The organism is Marinilabiliales bacterium, from assembly GCA_007695015.1.
In the GTDB taxonomy this organism is placed as follows: Bacteria; Bacteroidota; Bacteroidia; order Bacteroidales; family PUMT01; genus PXAP01.
On the sequence record REEN01000112.1, the window covers coordinates 1 to 15,680 of the forward strand.

18 protein-coding genes are annotated in these 15,680 nt (G+C 44.6%); 8 read left to right on the plus strand and 10 right to left on the minus strand.

The window, feature by feature from the left end:
• Positions 1–534 precede the first annotated feature (534 nt).
• The 4 genes from EA408_13300 to EA408_13315 form a co-directional block, all read right to left on the minus strand.
• Positions 535–876 carry a hypothetical protein gene (locus EA408_13300; GenBank protein ID TVR68498.1) on the minus strand — a complete coding sequence of 114 codons (342 nt, stop codon included), beginning with the start codon at positions 874–876 and terminating at the stop codon, positions 535–537.
• Complete coding sequence (locus EA408_13305; GenBank protein TVR68499.1) at positions 876–1,109, minus strand: DUF433 domain-containing protein; 234 nt, start codon at positions 1,107–1,109, stop codon at positions 876–878. The genes EA408_13300 and EA408_13305 overlap by 1 nt, the downstream gene beginning before the upstream one ends.
• A 421-nt stretch (positions 1,110–1,530) precedes the next feature.
• On the minus strand, positions 1,531–1,830 hold the full coding sequence (locus tag EA408_13310; GenBank protein ID TVR68500.1) for a nucleotidyltransferase domain-containing protein: 300 nt from the start codon (positions 1,828–1,830) through the stop codon (positions 1,531–1,533).
• The gene (locus tag EA408_13315) at positions 1,809–2,195 is read right to left on the minus strand and encodes a HEPN domain-containing protein (GenBank protein TVR68501.1); all 387 of its coding nucleotides are present in this window, start codon (positions 2,193–2,195) and stop codon (positions 1,809–1,811) included. The genes EA408_13310 and EA408_13315 overlap by 22 nt, the downstream gene beginning before the upstream one ends.
• Before the next feature lie 314 nt (positions 2,196–2,509).
• Here EA408_13315 and EA408_13320 point away from each other — a divergent pair, with 314 nt between their 5' ends.
• The 3 genes from EA408_13320 to EA408_13330 are packed head-to-tail and all read left to right on the plus strand — an operon-like array spanning position 2,510 to position 6,394.
• Entirely contained in the window at positions 2,510–3,103 is a 594-nt protein-coding gene (locus tag EA408_13320; protein ID TVR68502.1) for an ATP-binding cassette domain-containing protein, read from the plus strand.
• A 50-nt stretch (positions 3,104–3,153) separates the two neighbouring features.
• Positions 3,154–3,945, plus strand: coding sequence for an ABC transporter permease (locus tag EA408_13325; protein ID TVR68503.1), 792 nt, complete (start codon positions 3,154–3,156; stop codon positions 3,943–3,945).
• 22 nt (positions 3,946–3,967) lie between these two features.
• Complete coding sequence (locus EA408_13330) at positions 3,968–6,394, plus strand: hypothetical protein (GenBank protein TVR68504.1); 2,427 nt, start codon at positions 3,968–3,970, stop codon at positions 6,392–6,394.
• A gap of 178 nt (positions 6,395–6,572) precedes the next feature.
• Here the strand turns inward: EA408_13330 and EA408_13335 are convergent, their stop codons facing one another.
• Genes EA408_13335 through EA408_13350 form a run of 4 tightly spaced genes read right to left on the minus strand, consistent with a single transcriptional unit; the run spans position 6,573 to position 10,285 of the window.
• The gene (locus EA408_13335; protein TVR68505.1) at positions 6,573–7,304 is read right to left on the minus strand and encodes an SOS response-associated peptidase; all 732 of its coding nucleotides are present in this window, start codon (positions 7,302–7,304) and stop codon (positions 6,573–6,575) included.
• Position 7,305: 1 nt separating this feature from the next.
• Positions 7,306–8,250: an SPOR domain-containing protein gene (locus EA408_13340; protein TVR68506.1), complete on the minus strand. Its 945-nt coding sequence runs from the start codon at positions 8,248–8,250 to the stop codon at positions 7,306–7,308.
• A gap of 59 nt (positions 8,251–8,309) precedes the next feature.
• Positions 8,310–9,293 carry a hypothetical protein gene (locus EA408_13345; protein TVR68507.1) on the minus strand — a complete coding sequence of 328 codons (984 nt, stop codon included), beginning with the start codon at positions 9,291–9,293 and terminating at the stop codon, positions 8,310–8,312.
• A 32-nt stretch (positions 9,294–9,325) separates the two neighbouring features.
• Entirely contained in the window at positions 9,326–10,285 is a 960-nt protein-coding gene (locus EA408_13350) for an AEC family transporter (protein TVR68508.1), read from the minus strand.
• 141 nt (positions 10,286–10,426) lie between these two features.
• Here EA408_13350 and EA408_13355 point away from each other — a divergent pair, with 141 nt between their 5' ends.
• The 3 genes from EA408_13355 (at position 10,427) to EA408_13365 (ending at position 12,122) form a co-directional block, all read left to right on the plus strand.
• Positions 10,427–11,161, plus strand: a complete 735-nt coding sequence (locus tag EA408_13355; GenBank protein ID TVR68509.1) for a hypothetical protein — start codon at positions 10,427–10,429, stop codon at positions 11,159–11,161.
• 166 nt (positions 11,162–11,327) lie between these two features.
• The gene (locus EA408_13360; GenBank protein ID TVR68510.1) at positions 11,328–11,636 is read left to right on the plus strand and encodes a hypothetical protein; all 309 of its coding nucleotides are present in this window, start codon (positions 11,328–11,330) and stop codon (positions 11,634–11,636) included.
• A 114-nt stretch (positions 11,637–11,750) separates the two neighbouring features.
• On the plus strand, positions 11,751–12,122 hold the full coding sequence (locus EA408_13365) for a DUF1987 domain-containing protein (GenBank protein TVR68511.1): 372 nt from the start codon (positions 11,751–11,753) through the stop codon (positions 12,120–12,122).
• Here the strand turns inward: EA408_13365 and EA408_13370 are convergent.
• Both EA408_13370 and EA408_13375 read right to left on the minus strand, forming a co-directional pair.
• Positions 12,106–12,291: a hypothetical protein gene (locus EA408_13370; GenBank protein ID TVR68512.1), complete on the minus strand. Its 186-nt coding sequence runs from the start codon at positions 12,289–12,291 to the stop codon at positions 12,106–12,108. The genes EA408_13365 and EA408_13370 overlap by 17 nt on opposite strands.
• Before the next feature lie 171 nt (positions 12,292–12,462).
• Entirely contained in the window at positions 12,463–13,425 is a 963-nt protein-coding gene (locus EA408_13375; protein ID TVR68513.1) for a hypothetical protein, read from the minus strand.
• A gap of 205 nt (positions 13,426–13,630) precedes the next feature.
• Here EA408_13375 and accC point away from each other — a divergent pair, with 205 nt between their 5' ends.
• Both accC and EA408_13385 read left to right on the plus strand, forming a co-directional pair.
• A complete protein-coding gene (accC, locus tag EA408_13380) occupies positions 13,631–15,136 on the plus strand; it encodes an acetyl-CoA carboxylase biotin carboxylase subunit (GenBank protein ID TVR68514.1) in 1,506 nt (501 codons plus the stop codon).
• Positions 15,137–15,165: 29 nt separating this feature from the next.
• A complete protein-coding gene (locus EA408_13385) occupies positions 15,166–15,678 on the plus strand; it encodes a hypothetical protein (GenBank protein ID TVR68515.1) in 513 nt (170 codons plus the stop codon).
• Positions 15,679–15,680 lie beyond the last annotated feature (2 nt).

Here is a 15,680-nt window from a genome sequence, read left to right on the forward strand (position 1 = left end):
GGCTTTTTTGTTTTTATCATCACTGATGCCTTTTGGGAAGGTAGAGATTTTTTACGTCTATGACAGACCCCACAGCATGGCATTTGGCCTTTACTGTTACACATGAAAAGTTTGAACGGGGGATATTTCTCCCCATTTACACATGGAGGAGCTACGTGCCGGTAGTTATCCGTAAAAAAACTATATGGCAATACCGGTTTATACTGCCCAGGCCATCCCGGCCATACCCTCTGAGGAGAACGCAGAATTTATACCAAAGCTATATTAACATAATGCAATCCATTATAGGACAAACAAAGGGAAATTACGGCCAGGCCTGAAAGGCATGGTTAACATAGAATCAGTTATCGCGACGAAGTCCGGTAACAGCATGGTCAGGTGTCTATTATTATCTTCCAATGGCCTCTTGTACCACAAACTCTTTCAATAATTCCTCTTTCCTTCAATGCTTCGAAATGTGTTAGTGCAATGACTTTAAAATATTGTCTTTAATGTCTTATTAAAAAGTGCCAGATTTGATAGTAAAAGAAATATTCAGCTAACAGATTCGATTCTGTCTTTATACACGTTAACTAATTTGTGAGTTTTAATATTTTCCTCAATGTCAGTCCACATTTTATCTAATACCTTATAGAACTCCTGAATTCTTAGATTTCCGAATCTTATATGAATGACTTTAGGTGGAGGTGATTTATACAATATTTTATTTGAGAAATCGCTGTCTTTGGTGACAATAATCAAATTATTCTTTTTAGCGTACTCCCAGATATCACTGTCAGTTTTAATGTTTACCAGATCAATAACATGGATGAATTCTTTGCTATTCCAAAGGTTAAAGTAATAAGGCAGGTTCTCATCTATTAAAAAACGAACCATTATGTTACAAGCTTAATAGAAAAATTACTTTTCATTAAATCAGCTGCAAATTTGATACAGGCATTAATATCACCAGGTTCAAGAGACGGATATTGAGCAAGAATATCCTCGGCAGAATCTCCTGCTGACAAAAACTCGAGTATAGTTTGAACGGTAATTCTCGTGCCTCTGATTGTGGGGCGACCATTACAAATATTGTCATCAATGGTAATACGTTCTGCTATATATTCCATTACACATTATTTTATGGTTGAAAGTAAACTGATTGAAATCTGCTGTGATCCTTTATACTCATAAAAATACAAATCTTTCTTTATTATTTTAACGAAATAAAAAACTTATTATTTGAAAAGTTTATGCCCTTAACACTTAGTTCACACACATTTTGCTTGCTTCGCTTCACAAAAAGAGTGTTCGGCAATGCAGTATTTGTCAAAGTAGTAAAACTTTTTTCCCGCCCGTTAATATAACCTGATCAATTCTGCTTTCCCCTCTCCTTGCCCACTGGCCATACGATCAATGTGTTAACCGGCTAATCTGTCAAAGGGGGCCGGGGTAAATCGGATGAGGTCCATTTTCGCCGAGCCAGTTAAGAAGTATAACAACTATCCGGATTATAATAATAATTGGGGTGTTAAAAATATCTGGACTTGCCTAAATCTCGATTCCACTTCGTTTAATTTCTTCAAGGAAGCCTGATTTTTCGTTATCCTTATCAATAAGGATAGGTTCAATTCTATCGTCAACTTGTCTTCGAATTTTCCACAAAAGTGGATTAACGGCGAAGAAATCTTCCGGAATATTGCTCATAACAATGGCAACATCAATATCACTATCTTCCCTGTTCGTGTTGTTGGCATAAGAACCAAAAAGGTACACATTATCAAGCTGAAAATGGTCTTCAAGTAAAAGTTTGTACTTTTTCACCTTATCTATAGCTTCGATTTTATCCATTGCTGCAATTGTTGGGTCTTTTCAATTAGCTCAGTACATTTTTCGTAAGTAAGGCTCTTCAGTAGTCTTTCCTTGTGTGATGGGTACCTCGCTTCTATATTCAGGGGTTCTAATTGGTCTATAAAATCTTGCTGATCTTCTGAAAAAATATCGTAAAACTCACCCTTTCTGGCTATATAGGATAAACTGTGAGAAAACGGAGCTACTTCAGATGTCAATCTGGAATAATAAGCTTTAAAAATCTTCTCAATGGTCTGATGACACATGAATCCCACATATAAAAATCTTTTACTTTTCAACATTGCTTCTGCTGTTTCAAGATCATAATCCGAAAGATCCTTCCAGTAATTTACTTTGTCGTCCATTGAAGGTATTAAGATATCTTAACTCAAAGATAAAATAAATTGGTTGATTTGTGTATTGTTGATCGTGGCATTATTAGGTATACACCCATTTTGCTCGCTTCGCTTCACAAAAAGAGTGTTCGGCATAACCTGATAAATTCTGCTTTACCCCTCCCCTTGCCCGCCGGCCGGCCCTTGTGGGACTGCTTATATGGGATGGTGAAAATAAATACAATATTGGGGTTACTGTCCTGAAGATTTTTGCCAATTTGCATTTATTCTTTTGCTATTTTTGACTGCATCCCGGCTTTAAACCGGTTCGAAATTTCATAGTGATGATCAAGGCTCTCGATATTTCCCTTTCTTTCAACGGCACACCTGTTTTCAGCAAGTTGTCATTCAATATTGATCAGGGTGATAATGTATGTTTCTCCGGCCCTTCCGGCACAGGCAAGTCCACCCTGCTCATGATGCTGCAGGGATATGTGCTGCCTGCCAGCGGCACCATAAGGATTGCAGGTAAAAAGCTGGACGCGGTCAATATCAGGCAGATAAGACAGAAGATGTCATACGTCCCCCAGAACATAAACCTCCCGGTCGGCAACGGAAAAGAGCTGCTGAAGTTAATGGGAAGGGAGAACAATGCCTTGCTGACAGGCGGGTTCATTGAGAAACTGGGCATGCCTGCCAACATGCTGTACCGCGATTTTGACGAAATGAGCGGGGGACAGAAACAGCGTATCGTAATAGCGATATGCCTGTCGCTTGAAAGGGATATAGTTCTCCTTGACGAGCCGACATCGTCGCTCGATGATGAATCTGTCGGGAGGCTTGTCCGGGTGGTCGGAAACCTGGAAAATACAACTGTCGTTTCTGCTTCCCACAATCATATGTGGATGCAGTCGGCCGCAAAAGTAATCGCATTATGACAATGAGCAGAAAATGAGATTGTACCACCAAATTCAAATAAACAAGCTATATGGCTGACATCGGAATATTTGACCTGCTGCTTGGATTTGTGATACTGGCTGTGCCGTTGCTTGTATTCCTCTATTACCGTATCAGGCTTGTGGCTGACCTGTTCATAAGCACAGCAAGAATGATAATCCAGCTTGCACTGGTGGCCGTTTACCTTGAATGGATCTTCGAGATGAACAATCCCTGGATCAACTCCCTGTGGGTCTTTGCAATGGTGCTGGTAGGTGCAGGCACAACTGTTTACAGGGTCAAGCTCAGATGGAGGGTCTTCCTTGTGCCGCTGGTGCTGGCCGGACTGGTAGCCATGGCAATTATTGACGGGTTTTTTATCGGACTGGTAATCAGGCTTGAATATTTTTTTGATGCAAGGTACTTCATCCCGATTTCAGGAATGGTGCTCGGGAATTCAATAAATCATAATATTGTGGGGTTATCTGCCTATTTTGACGGTCTCTCAAAGCGAAGGGAACTCTATTATTTCATACTGACGAACAACGGAAGCCGTAAAAAGGCAATCCGCCCCTACATTCAGGAGGCACTCATAAAAGGGCTGAACCCGTTGCTCGCAACAATGTCGGTTATGGGGTTAATCTCCCTTCCGGGGATGATGACGGGACAGATACTGGGGGGCGCATCACCGGCTACTGCGATCAAGTACCAGATTATGATTATGCTAGCCGTATTTGCGGGCTGCACGATGATACTCATAATGAGCATTTTGTATTCGAATTTTTTTGTTTTTGATGATTACGATAATATCAGGCCTTTGAAAACCAACGACCGGGCCAGGTAGCACCGGTCAAAAACCCACAACCATGAATAAATACTTTCAGTATTCTTTGTTAATGCCAATAATTTCACGCACTTGCTGTCTGATTATTTTTCTGATCCTCTCCTGCCCTGCCATTGCCGCTACGGAAAATATGCAGGCAGCAGGAAAGGTGTATTATGTTTCTCCTTCAGGCTGCGACTGCAATTCGGGCGCAAAAGAAGAGCCGTTCGAAACGATCCAGTATGCAGCAGATATAATGAAACCAGGCGACAGGTGCATCATTGGAGAAGGTATATACCATGAAACTGTTGTGCCGGGGAGGTCAGGGACTGAAACTGCCCCGGTAAAATTCATGGCTGCGCCCGGCGAACGGGTGACTGTTACGGGCGCTTCCCCGGTAACGGAATGGATCAGGCACAGTGGTAACATCTGGAAAGCACCGATGGAATGGTCGCTGGGAAAGAACAACCAGCTCTTTTTCGACGGGGAGATGATGCATGAGGCCAGGTGGCCTTCAAAACCGGCAGGGTCAGATATCATGGACCCTGCAGGAGCATATATGACAGGTGCTGAAGATGACGGGATAATCTTTGATGGTTTTCCCGCGGCATTCGAAGATATTGACGACTGGACGGGTACCGTGATATGGGTGATGGCCCGCAGCAAATGGACGAGCTGGACCAGGCCGGTGCATGGCTATGATGCTGAAAAGAAAAAGGTGCTGCTCAGTGTTCCCGACTTCTCAGAGGGGCATATGAACCCTGCCAATCCCGAGCCCCGTGGATCCTGGCTCGGTGAACACAAAGATGAGTTTTACCTTGTAAACAATTTTGCATTCCTTGACCAGCCCGGAGAATGGTTCTATAATGAAGATGAGCAGATGTTGTACATCATCCCTCCTTCCGGTGTTGATCCGAACAGGCACCGGGTCACAGCAAAGAGGCTGATGACGGCGTTCGACCTTAGCGGTAAGTCCCATATACATATTACAGGCATTGACATACATGCAGCAACGATAAATATGGAAAATGCCCGCAACTGCATGGTAAGGGATGTAAGGGCGCGCTATATATCCCATTCAAGGGGTGGCGAAACAAGCTATTACCTGGGAGAGAGATCGGGTATATATGTATCGGGTTCAGGCAATACCATCCGCGACAGCGAGATAGCCTTTTCAGTCGAGCATGGAATTCACCTGGGGGGTACAGGAAATTCGGTGATAAACTGCCATATTCACAATATCAGCTATTTCGGTTGTTACGGCACCCCTGTGAGGATAACGGGCTACAAAAATATGCTAAGCCACAGTACAATACATGATGCAGGGAGGGACGGGATACAGTCCGCCGGCCTCGCCCACCTGATTAAGTACAATCATGTTTATCATGTAGGGCTAATCGCACATGACCTTGGAATGTACTATACTGTCGGCAATGATGGCGGCGGTACCGAGATCAGGCACAACATCTTTCATGACAACCTTTCGGAGGGTATACAATTCGGACTCTATCTAGACAATTTCACCACCAATTACGTATGCCATCATAATGTAGTCTGGGGTGTAGAGCTGGGCACCCTCAATTTCAACAGGCCCTCCGGGTTCAATATAATGGCCAATAACACTGCATTCGGAACCCTGCGAAACTGGGGGCGCTGGGAAACTGATGGCATGTACGGCAATATCGTGATCAATAACCTGATGACCGGTGAGATCGAGCCCCATCCTGATTACAGGCTTGCTGCAAACCTGACAGAGGCCGGGATTGACACGGGATCACCCCTCGAAGCCGCTGTTTCCGATTCACGTCCGGGTATTAATGAGGGGATCTTCATCCCGGGAATTACAGGGATATATTCCGGTACCGCTCCCGATATAGGTGCATTTGAAAACGGACTGCCACCCTGGAAGGCAGGGCACGATTTTGCAAAACCGCCCTCTCCTGTCTACAGGCTCTCCGATACACCCCTGAAAAACCGGATCTATAATGCCGGTTTTGAGTTGAGCAGCTATATTGATCCGCCCGGTGGAGATCCGCTTATCGGTTGGGAACGTACTGATGCCAAAAACGCGCAGATCCTGTCGTTATCAGGCCCCGGCACCATAATGACCGACCCTGATACCCGCGACACCTATAACGGCAATGGCGTGAAGCTATCCGGCACAGATACAGACGGGATAATGCAGGTTGTCGAAGGCCTGGAGCCAAACACAACCTATATACTTGCCGGGTGGCTGAAGACAGGTGATGCTGCTGAGATCAGGATCGGTGTAAGGGGCTACGGAGGCGAAGATCTTTATGGTTCTGTTTCTGGGAATCTCTGGGAACACAGTGTGCTGGAATTTACTACGGGGCCTGATGTCAAGGAGGTTACTATCGTAATTCAGAAAACAGGGCCGGGTACCGCATTTGCCGATAATATAGGACTTGTACCCTCATTTTCGTGGCTTGAGGCATCATTTGAACAGTGATACCGGCAGATGCTATCTGCGCCCTGGTGCACCGATAAACTGATACCGGCAGGCGTTACCTGCGCTCTGGCGCACCAATATGTTGATACCGGCAGGCGTTATATGCGCCCAGTTAAACCTTTAAGGTCATATCAGCATCCGCTTGCACCCTGGCGTACCAATAAGTTGAAGCCTTGATTTAGTTAAGCTCCGGATACCTGTATGGTTCAGTTACTTCAGGTGAATTAGAATCCTTGTTCCTCGAGGTTATAAGCCTGCTTATGCTGTATGCATCCATCTCAGAATCTTCATATGGTTTAAGCAGTGCCAGCCGCGAATCTCTGTTTTCATCTGTTTCCAGCCACACTCCGGCAGAATTCTCACTAAGAATTGCCGGCATCCGTTTTTTGGTATTGTGTATCCTGGCTGCAAGTGGATTTGCATCACAGGTTATAATTGAATAGGAGCGCAATATTTCGCCGGACTGCTCATTGATCCACTCTTCCCATACTCCGGCAAATGAAAACAGCTCTCTGCCCGGCAAATGGATAAAAAACGGGTATTTTTTACCCTTGTGATGCATCCATTCAAAATAACCGGTCGCAGGTACCAGGCATGGTCTGTAGCGGAAAGCCGCCCTGAAGCTGGGCTTGTCGGCAACCGTCTCTGCCCTTGCATTAAGGGTGGCGCTCCTCATCTTCATTGCCTGATCCTCCCCTTTCACCCACCCGGGTACCAGTCCCCATCTCATAAACTCCAGCTTTAAATGACCGCCATCAACATCCTTATAGACAACCGGCAGGGGATTATGATTAAATCCGTTTACATGATAATATACAGGCTCCGGATTGATGGGGACAGGAGCAGGCTCAATCCCGTACCTGGCTGCTATTTCTGTAGCTGTTCTGGCTATGGAGTAATGGTAACACATATCAGTTCCCTCCGGCCTCCCTCCTTCTTGCTTCTCCCACGCTTATCCTTTGTCCCTCGTAATAAGCTGCAATGAATACATTTCTGAGTCCTGAGGTTTTCATGGCGCTGTCAGCCTCCTCATAAGTTTCGTAAGGACCTATAAAATACTTGTACCACCCGTCCTCAAACATTACACTAACCCTTTCTTCACCCTGGTATATTGCATTGAGCTGACGTTCGCCTATCTCCCCGGTATGAGCGGCAATCTGTATTATGTAATGAATGCCCGTATCAAATGCTTCCTCAAATGGAGTATTCTCAATATCCTGGCCTTCTGCATTGTTTCCGGGTTCCTCCTGGTGGCCAGCCTCTATTGTTCCCTTTGCCTCTCTCGGGGAGTCCTCAAGAACAGTATAATCATAACTCCAGGGGTATTCATAGATCATGGGAAAGTCCTGGTAGATATACAGTGCCCTGACTTTGTGAAGTATGGCAATCATTTTCAGATCCCAGGCCATATAGAGAACAGATACGGCTTTATTACCATCACGGATATCCGCCGCCTCCTTCTTCAGCTGCCCGGCTTTTTCGATGTAGCTGGCGGACTTCCGCTCCATTTCAGAAGCTCTTCCCATTTCAGAGGGAAGCGGATAAGGAACACCCCCTTTGGCAACTTCCATATGGGTGTCAAGCAGATCGAACAGGATTTCAGACGCCTTGAACAATTCGCCGAATCCGTCTTCTATACCTTCCCTCCTTCCTGCTTCAGCTGAAACAGATATCAGGTTTTCGGCATACTGCCTCTGCTGGTCAGCCTGCCTTATAAATTCAGGGCCGTCATCATTCATGTCATGACTTAATTCCTTCAGATAAGGCCATATATCTAACTGTGCAAAAGAGTTATATGAAACCAATAAAAATAAAACAAATATAGCTCCCGGTACCAGGCCCGATCTGATATTCATAGCTGGGGATATTATTTTATTGCCTCGCATACTAGACTTCAAAAGTATAAATAAAACGCTTACCTTCCATTTGAGATATCTCTGTAAATAATATCCTCAATCTGCTCAAAAAGCTCAGGTTGTATTGTTATATCCATGCCGGTATATAACAACAGGTATCTCCCGTATGCCTGGATTATCATCCTTTGGCCATCCTTATCTTCAAAAATGATATCCGGACACTGGTCATCGCCGGCAGTGTACCTTTTGCTGTTCAGCAGCGATCCGCAAGCCTCCGACAATCCCTTAACCGCCTTATCATAAGAGCTGTAATCAAATATCATAAGCCTGTATGATCCGAAGTCCCCCACAGCTCCCTCGCCGAAACCGGTAATGTCATCTGGTCCGAAGGGCTGAAAGTAACTCAGGGAGTATCCGCCCCTGAAGTATCCTGTCCTGTCTGAAACGAATTCTTCGTCGGGGATCAGTTCAATTATTCGGGGCCTGTCGCCGCTGCTTTCAATTGAGCTGTCAAGCCGGTATCCGACTTTCATCAGTTCATCCTTATCTGCCTCTTCGGAAAGAAGTTTTATGTAGTAAATATCACGCCAGATATGGAGGGTTTTGCCCGACAATGCCGATTCGTCACCGGCTGCTGTGAATTCGCTGCCAGGATCCCTGGTGACCGAATAAAGACCATATGCACCTCCGGCATCTCCCATCCGGCAGACCTCTATCATTATCAGCCTGCCGGTGTCATCGGCAAGCGTGACAACATACATCCCGGCCAGGCCGTATTCTTCAAATAGCGGGACTATTCCGGGATAGTGGGCATTCAGATCGCCCGGAGCAACCTCTCGTATTTCGTTAATAGCCCAGCCATCTATACTATCCCGGCATTCAAGAAACATTAGAAGGGTGTCGCTCCTGCTGTCATGTGCTTTTCCTGTTATTACAGGATCAATTCCCCCGGTGGCCAGCAGATCATTGTTACCCGGCAGGGATGTGGCTCCTGCGGTGAACGCCAGTAGTAAACCAAGGTATATATTTATTACCGGATCCATATAACAATATCTGCAAACTGTCCTGTCAAAGTCTAAAATGCAATTGCTTGCACCATCCAGTAAAGAAATGGAAGCGTTAAGATACTGAAAAGTGTTGTAACAAATACATTCTCTGTTGCATGAATATCATCGGCATTGAACCTTCTTGCAAGAACAACAATTATTGCCATACAGGGGGTGCCTGCCTGCAGGACTACAACAGAGAATGCCACCGTGTCCATTTCCAGAGAAAAAACTCTTAAAAGCAGGCTGAACAATATAATAAGTATGGCAGGGGAAACAATCATCTTGTTAAGTGACAGGAGATAGACGCGCTTCATTGCAAACACGCCGCGAATGTTGGTTTGTGCAAGCATTCCCCCTATGTAGAGCATTGACAGGTAGTGTGTTGTCTGACCCAGTCCGCGTAGTGGAACATCAATCACAGCCGGCAGGTTAACTCTTCCCATCATAAGCGCTATTCCAATCACAAATGCCAGAGTGTTAGGATTCAGCAGGTTCTTTACCGTACTTGTCGTATCCGGTTTATGCTTATTGCTTAGAATATTGACACCGGCGGTCCACATCACCGAATTTGATACCAGGTAGAACAGGGTGGCATAAAAAAGGCCCTGTCCTCCCGGAAATAGTGCATCCATCAGGGGAAACCCGAGGAATACAATGTTACCGAAGGCAGTGTGCATTACATGTATGGATGAGGTCTCAGGTCTCATCTTTTGCAGCCGGGCAGAGAACCTGCCCGTCATAAGCATAAAGAATATAGCCAAATAGGCAAGAATTATAACCATTATCCCGTTTCTCAGCAGATCCCAGGTTATATCAAGCGCGGTAAACGAGCTGAGTATCAACAGCGGCAGTGTTATATTAAATACGAGAGAGGCGATGCCTTCCTTAAGATTTTCGGTAATAATGCCTGTTTTAGCTGCTGCTGCACCTATGATCACAACAATGCCGAGCATTATGATCTGTGTGATAATGATCTCTGATTGCATAAGAATGATTTTTCGCTGTAAAGCTATAAAATGGACCCGATTTTTAAGACAAAACGTACGAATCTCCTTCAGTAAAATTTTAGTTCTCACCCATGCGTTTTATCTTTGCTGCTATTTTGGGACAAATGGCATTCAGAAAAGATGCTCAGGATAATAAAAGAAAACATTAACGGAATTCTTGGTACGGTGATATTCCACCTGCTGCTGGCGGTCATTGTGATGGCAGCAAAGCTGACAAGTGTGGACAACCGTAATGAGATCAGCCTTCTTATCGAATTCGCACCTGATATTACCGAAGAGGAATTCCGGGCACTTACTGAATCGCTGATGGCAAATGAGGGAAGATTGCAGGATGATGCCAGTAATATGCAGTCGCCCAGGAATATAGCCGTAAATATTTCCGAAGAAAGACCGGTACCCGACCAGTTCAGGGATATGTCACCTGAACAGATGTCGGAGCTTGACAGCAGAGTTGATGAAATTCTGAACAATGCGGCTAACGGACAAATGCCGGTACCCGACCAGCCTGATATTGAATTTGAGCCTGTCACTGAAATAATAAACCTTGAAGAAGAGGATTATGAACCTTACAGCGGTCCTACAACAATTACTTATGAGCTAACCGGACGCAATCATATCAGGATACCGGTACCTGTTTACAGATGTCCTGATGGCGGGGTTGTAAATGTGAACATTTCGGTCGACAGACAGGGTCGAGTAGTCAGGGCTACCATTGACGGAAATCCTTCAGGTTTCAATGAGATCTGCATACATGAGACTGCTGTTGAAGCCTCGCTGGCAAGCCGCTTCAACCAGGATCCTGATGCTCCTCCCGTACAAAGCGGGATGATCACATTTTATTTTCAGCAGCAGTAAACCTGCAATCCCTAAAAAAAATACCAAAAATTTTCAGGTCATTAAAATTTTGAGATGATTTTTTTACTTATTTTGCCTAATAATGGAGCCGCCGTCAGCAATTAATGCCTTAAAGGGGGGAGTTCTGGTGAGCGAGAATAATGTTTATGATCCGGAAATTTGATTTATGGATAAGAAGCGCTTGATAGTCAGCATCGATAACCTTCCGGAAGGGGTCATGGAAGCTATCCGGAAGAAATACCCAAACGGGTATGGTGACTATGTAATAAAGGTCCCAAAGGGAAGTGATGATTTTTTCCACGCAATAACAGTGGATACTGAAAATGCAAGCTACCTTGTCAAGGTGAAGGTAAAGATAGATACCGTACCTGATACTGATGATAAAGAGCAGGACGACGACGATAATGTTGAAATTGATGCCAGCGATGCATCACTTTCTGAAGATCCTGAAGACTTCGATGATATTGACGATTGACCGGAACTGAAAAGTCCGAGGCTGATAACCTGTAAACACGATTTTTTGCTCCCGGGTTGCGATGTTGGATTAATTGTTTTATTTTTACTTATATTTCAATCTATCAGGACAGCAATGGAGCCCCTTCTTATTGAAAGTACCAACCGGACACCATTAATCAGCTTATCACCTGCCGGAAAATTCAAAATACACGGCAGGTCCATTCATGAGAATCCTGCAAAATTTTTCGAGCCTGTCATTGACTGGATGAATAACTACGTACTGAAACCTGAAGAAACAACTGTATTTGACATTAAGCTTGAATATTTCAATTCAAGCTCCCAGCGGTTCATCCTTGACGTGCTAAGGATACTGACAGACAATCTGGAGGGGAAAAAACTAATAATCAACTGGCACTACGAAAGCGGCGATGACGACCTGCTTGAGCGCGGCCAGTACTATGAATCAATCCTTAATAAAAAATTCAATCTTATTGAATTTGAATAGAAAGTGACTCTCCCTCTTTCTCCTCCCTTTCAATATCCAGCGCCATTTTCCAGCTGATTCTGTGATCGTGCATTTCAAGCAATTCGCTTATACAGTCAGCACATACAATCTCACGTGCTGCGGCCTTACTGCAACGCTCGCAAGTCAGGCCTGAAATATTATTCTGCATACCGGTTTATTCTTTCCGGTGTTTACGGCGGAAATCAATATATTGTTTCGGGCAGGCATATGTTTCGCAGCTTTTATCCTTCACTTTTTCAACTCCCTTTCGGGGAAAAAAACGCTTTCTGCAATGTTTCGCTGCTGCAAAAGTTTCCATGGAAGCGGTAGCGGACTGCCATCAAAGGTGAGTATCCTCATCGCTGCTGAGCAGAAGTTTGCAGACCATAGGTTCCCCGGAAGGGTTGCGGTTATAGCTGGCCGGTGAATAGCCGGATTCGATTGTCCAGACCTCTATATCGGGATATCTGGCAGCCAGGGTCAGCGATGACAGGGTAAAGGGTTTCGGGCCTACCGGCAGGATTGCAACATGGTACTTAAGCCTTAACTCCAGGGTGGTCTGGGTAAGCAGGGCATCTGTCTGCCGGAAATCCTCCACAGGGTATTTGAACAACTGCTCAGGGGGAACCATTCTGATGAGCTTCCTGTTGTTTTTCATGACCCTGTCGGCATACCTGCTGTCAAAAGCAGGATCAGAATAAAAGAGGTACAGCTCATCATACCTGATCTTCTCAATTACACTTTTCGTCAGGTATTTCTCATAACCAAGGCCCACTATCAAAGCAACAGGCTTCCCGGTATTCCTGTTTGCCTTCATTAGTCCCCTCGGTGCAGATAGCAATGCTTTAGGATCTGCTTTCAGGGGTTCTGAAAAAACTGCTGATGTGTATGAAAAGTAGAGATCCACGTTATCCACCGGCAGCTCGTTGGAAATGAAATATTTTATAATGGCGGCATACCATAACTTGCTCATGCACGAATAATCAACAAGTATTTTCACTTTGCATCTGTTACCGGTGCGGCTGCATATAGCTGACAAAAGCCGGGTCAGACTGGCGGTGTCGCCGCTGGATTCCTCAATGAATTCAAATCCTTCATCTGCAAACCTTTTGTCGTTCTTTTTCCGGTAAAGCAGGTCTTTGTTATCGTCGTAAGCAAGTACAATCTTTTTCCCTGCATTTATATCAAGGTTATCTATAAGGTAGGTGCACCTGTTTTCATATCCTGAGGCTGAAAGGAGATAATCAAACCGTGTGCTCTTCAACTGATCAAAACCAACCTGGTGCGCATAAATCAGTTCCATAATAGAAGCAGGGAAATCCATTAATGAATTCGCCAAATATAGGAATACTATTCAGTATTTAAAACCCGAATGGCGAAATTACATCTTTAGAATATCTCCTTAAATCCATTGGGTTGGGTGTAAATAGTTTCTAAACAGGTGAGAGTTTTCTTTGGATGATTATTTTTTTTATATGTTTACATGTTTTAAAACATAATAAAACTTCATGATACGGAAAATTTTGATTGCCAACAGGGGCGAGATTGCAGTCCGGATTATCCGCTCCTGCAGGGAAATGGGAATAAAAACCGTTGCTGTGTTTTCTGATGCCGACAGGAAGGCATTACATGTCAGATATGCTGATGAAGCAGTGCATATAGGGCCATCTCCGTCAGCAGAAAGCTACCTGGTAAAAGAGAAAATAATTGAAGCTGCAAAACGTGCGGGAGCCGATGCCATTCACCCCGGTTACGGCTTTTTGTCTGAAAATGCCGGTTTTGCCGAAATGGTCCGTAACGAGGGCATTATATTTATCGGCCCCCAGGCTGAAAGCATAAGGCTTATGGGCGACAAAATATCAGCCCGGAGCATAATGACACAAGCCGGGGTTCCGGTTGTGCCAGGAACGAAAGGAAGGGTAAGTAGTGATAAGGAGGCACTTGATATGATAGCCGGGATAGGGTTCCCCTTAATGATCAAGGCGAGTGCCGGAGGAGGAGGCAAAGGGATGAGGCTGGTATATGAGGAAAAAGATTTCCTCGGCGCCCTTGGCGCTGCCCGTTCCGAATCAATGGCATCTTTTGGAGATGATTCCGTTTATATAGAAAAGTACATTACCTCGCCACACCATATTGAATTCCAGGTTCTGGCCGATAGTCACGGGAACGTGATCCATCTGTGTGAACGCGAGTGTTCAATACAGCGAAGGCACCAGAAAATTGTCGAAGAGACCCCCTCTCCCATCATGACACCAGAACTGAGGCGTGAGATGGGAGAAAAAGCTATTGCCGCTGCACATTCAGTCAGTTATGAAGGGGCCGGCACTATTGAGTTCCTTGTTGATGAAAACCTTAATTATTATTTCCTTGAAATGAATACAAGGCTTCAGGTTGAGCATCCGATCACCGAGCGGGTGACAGGCGTCGACCTGGTCAAGGAGCAGATAAGGATTGCATCAGGTGAAAAACTTGCATACAGCCAGGATGATATTTTCCAGGATGGCCATGCCATCGAGTGCCGTATATATGCCGAGGATCCCGAAAATAACTTTATGCCGAGTCCCGGACTGATAAGGAAGATAACTGAGCCGATGGGTTTTGGGGTAAGGACTGACGGCTATGTTTATGAAGGTTATGAAATACCCATTTATTACGACCCGATGATCTCCAAGCTGATTACATGGGGTAAAACAAGAGATGAAGCAATCACCCGTATGTCTAGATCACTCGATGAATACTACATCATGGGTATCCGGACATCTATAGATTTCCTCAAACGGATAATGGAAATACCTGAATTTATCAGGGGTGAATACGATACCCATTTTATTGAAAAACATTACGACGAGCTGTTCGAATGTCCGGAAAGCCTTCCGGTATTTGAAGACCTGGCAATGATTGTGGCTTATATGGAATATCTTGAAAAGGCAAAGATCAGGACAAACGGGACACCCACCCAGCCTGTATCAAACTGGAAAATTCAGAACAGGAGTAAGAACATGGCAAGGCGTTAACAGGATATTAAAAATTAACCAGAACTTTTATGTCAGCAATAGAATTGAAGAGCGGCGACAGAACCGTACCGGTCAAAATAATTAAGAAGGATGGCAATGACCTTCATATAAGTCTTGGCGAAAAAAAGTACCATCTGAACCTGGTAAAAGTGGAAAATAATATTTACTCCATCCTTCTTGACGGCAAATCCTATGATGTTGAAGTGGTTGCCACTGAGATTAAAAACAGGTATTCGGCAAGATATTTATGCCATCCATACAGTATTGAGGTGCTTGACGCCGAAACACGCTATATGAGAAGCAGGCTAAATGCCCTTGGAGAAAGCGAAGAAAATATCGTCTCCTGCCCCATGCCGGGTAAGATAGTCAGGATCCCTGTGAATGCAGGCGATAGTGTAACGGCCGGCGAAGTCGTAATTGTTGTCGCCGCCATGAAGATGGAAAGTGAATACAAAACGGGAAAAACCGGGGTTATCAAAGAGATACTTGTAAAAGAAGGAGATGTAATCGAGGCCAACATGCCTCTTATAATACTTGAATAGTT

Bases quoted from the DNA above. Each gene is read 5' to 3' on its own strand.
- EA408_13300 (TVR68498.1), bottom strand. From the start codon at position 876: ATGGTTCGTTTTTTAATAGATGAGAACCTGCCTTATTACTTTAACCTT.
- EA408_13305 (TVR68499.1), bottom strand. From the start codon at position 1,109: ATGGAATATATAGCAGAACGTATTACCATTGATGACAATATTTGTAAT.
- EA408_13310 (TVR68500.1), bottom strand. From the start codon at position 1,830: ATGGATAAAATCGAAGCTATAGATAAGGTGAAAAAGTACAAACTTTTA.
- EA408_13315 (TVR68501.1), bottom strand. From the start codon at position 2,195: ATGGACGACAAAGTAAATTACTGGAAGGATCTTTCGGATTATGATCTT.
- EA408_13320 (TVR68502.1), top strand. From the start codon at position 2,510: ATGATCAAGGCTCTCGATATTTCCCTTTCTTTCAACGGCACACCTGTT.
- EA408_13325 (TVR68503.1), top strand. From the start codon at position 3,154: ATGGCTGACATCGGAATATTTGACCTGCTGCTTGGATTTGTGATACTG.
- EA408_13330 (TVR68504.1), top strand. From the start codon at position 3,968: ATGAATAAATACTTTCAGTATTCTTTGTTAATGCCAATAATTTCACGC.
- EA408_13335 (TVR68505.1), bottom strand. From the start codon at position 7,304: ATGTGTTACCATTACTCCATAGCCAGAACAGCTACAGAAATAGCAGCC.
- EA408_13340 (TVR68506.1), bottom strand. From the start codon at position 8,250: ATGAATATCAGATCGGGCCTGGTACCGGGAGCTATATTTGTTTTATTT.
- EA408_13345 (TVR68507.1), bottom strand. From the start codon at position 9,293: ATGGATCCGGTAATAAATATATACCTTGGTTTACTACTGGCGTTCACC.
- EA408_13350 (TVR68508.1), bottom strand. From the start codon at position 10,285: ATGCAATCAGAGATCATTATCACACAGATCATAATGCTCGGCATTGTT.
- EA408_13355 (TVR68509.1), top strand. From the start codon at position 10,427: ATGCTCAGGATAATAAAAGAAAACATTAACGGAATTCTTGGTACGGTG.
- EA408_13360 (TVR68510.1), top strand. From the start codon at position 11,328: ATGGATAAGAAGCGCTTGATAGTCAGCATCGATAACCTTCCGGAAGGG.
- EA408_13365 (TVR68511.1), top strand. From the start codon at position 11,751: ATGGAGCCCCTTCTTATTGAAAGTACCAACCGGACACCATTAATCAGC.
- EA408_13370 (TVR68512.1), bottom strand. From the start codon at position 12,291: ATGCAGAATAATATTTCAGGCCTGACTTGCGAGCGTTGCAGTAAGGCC.
- EA408_13375 (TVR68513.1), bottom strand. From the start codon at position 13,425: ATGGAACTGATTTATGCGCACCAGGTTGGTTTTGATCAGTTGAAGAGC.
- accC (TVR68514.1), top strand. From the start codon at position 13,631: ATGATACGGAAAATTTTGATTGCCAACAGGGGCGAGATTGCAGTCCGG.
- EA408_13385 (TVR68515.1), top strand. From the start codon at position 15,166: ATGTCAGCAATAGAATTGAAGAGCGGCGACAGAACCGTACCGGTCAAA.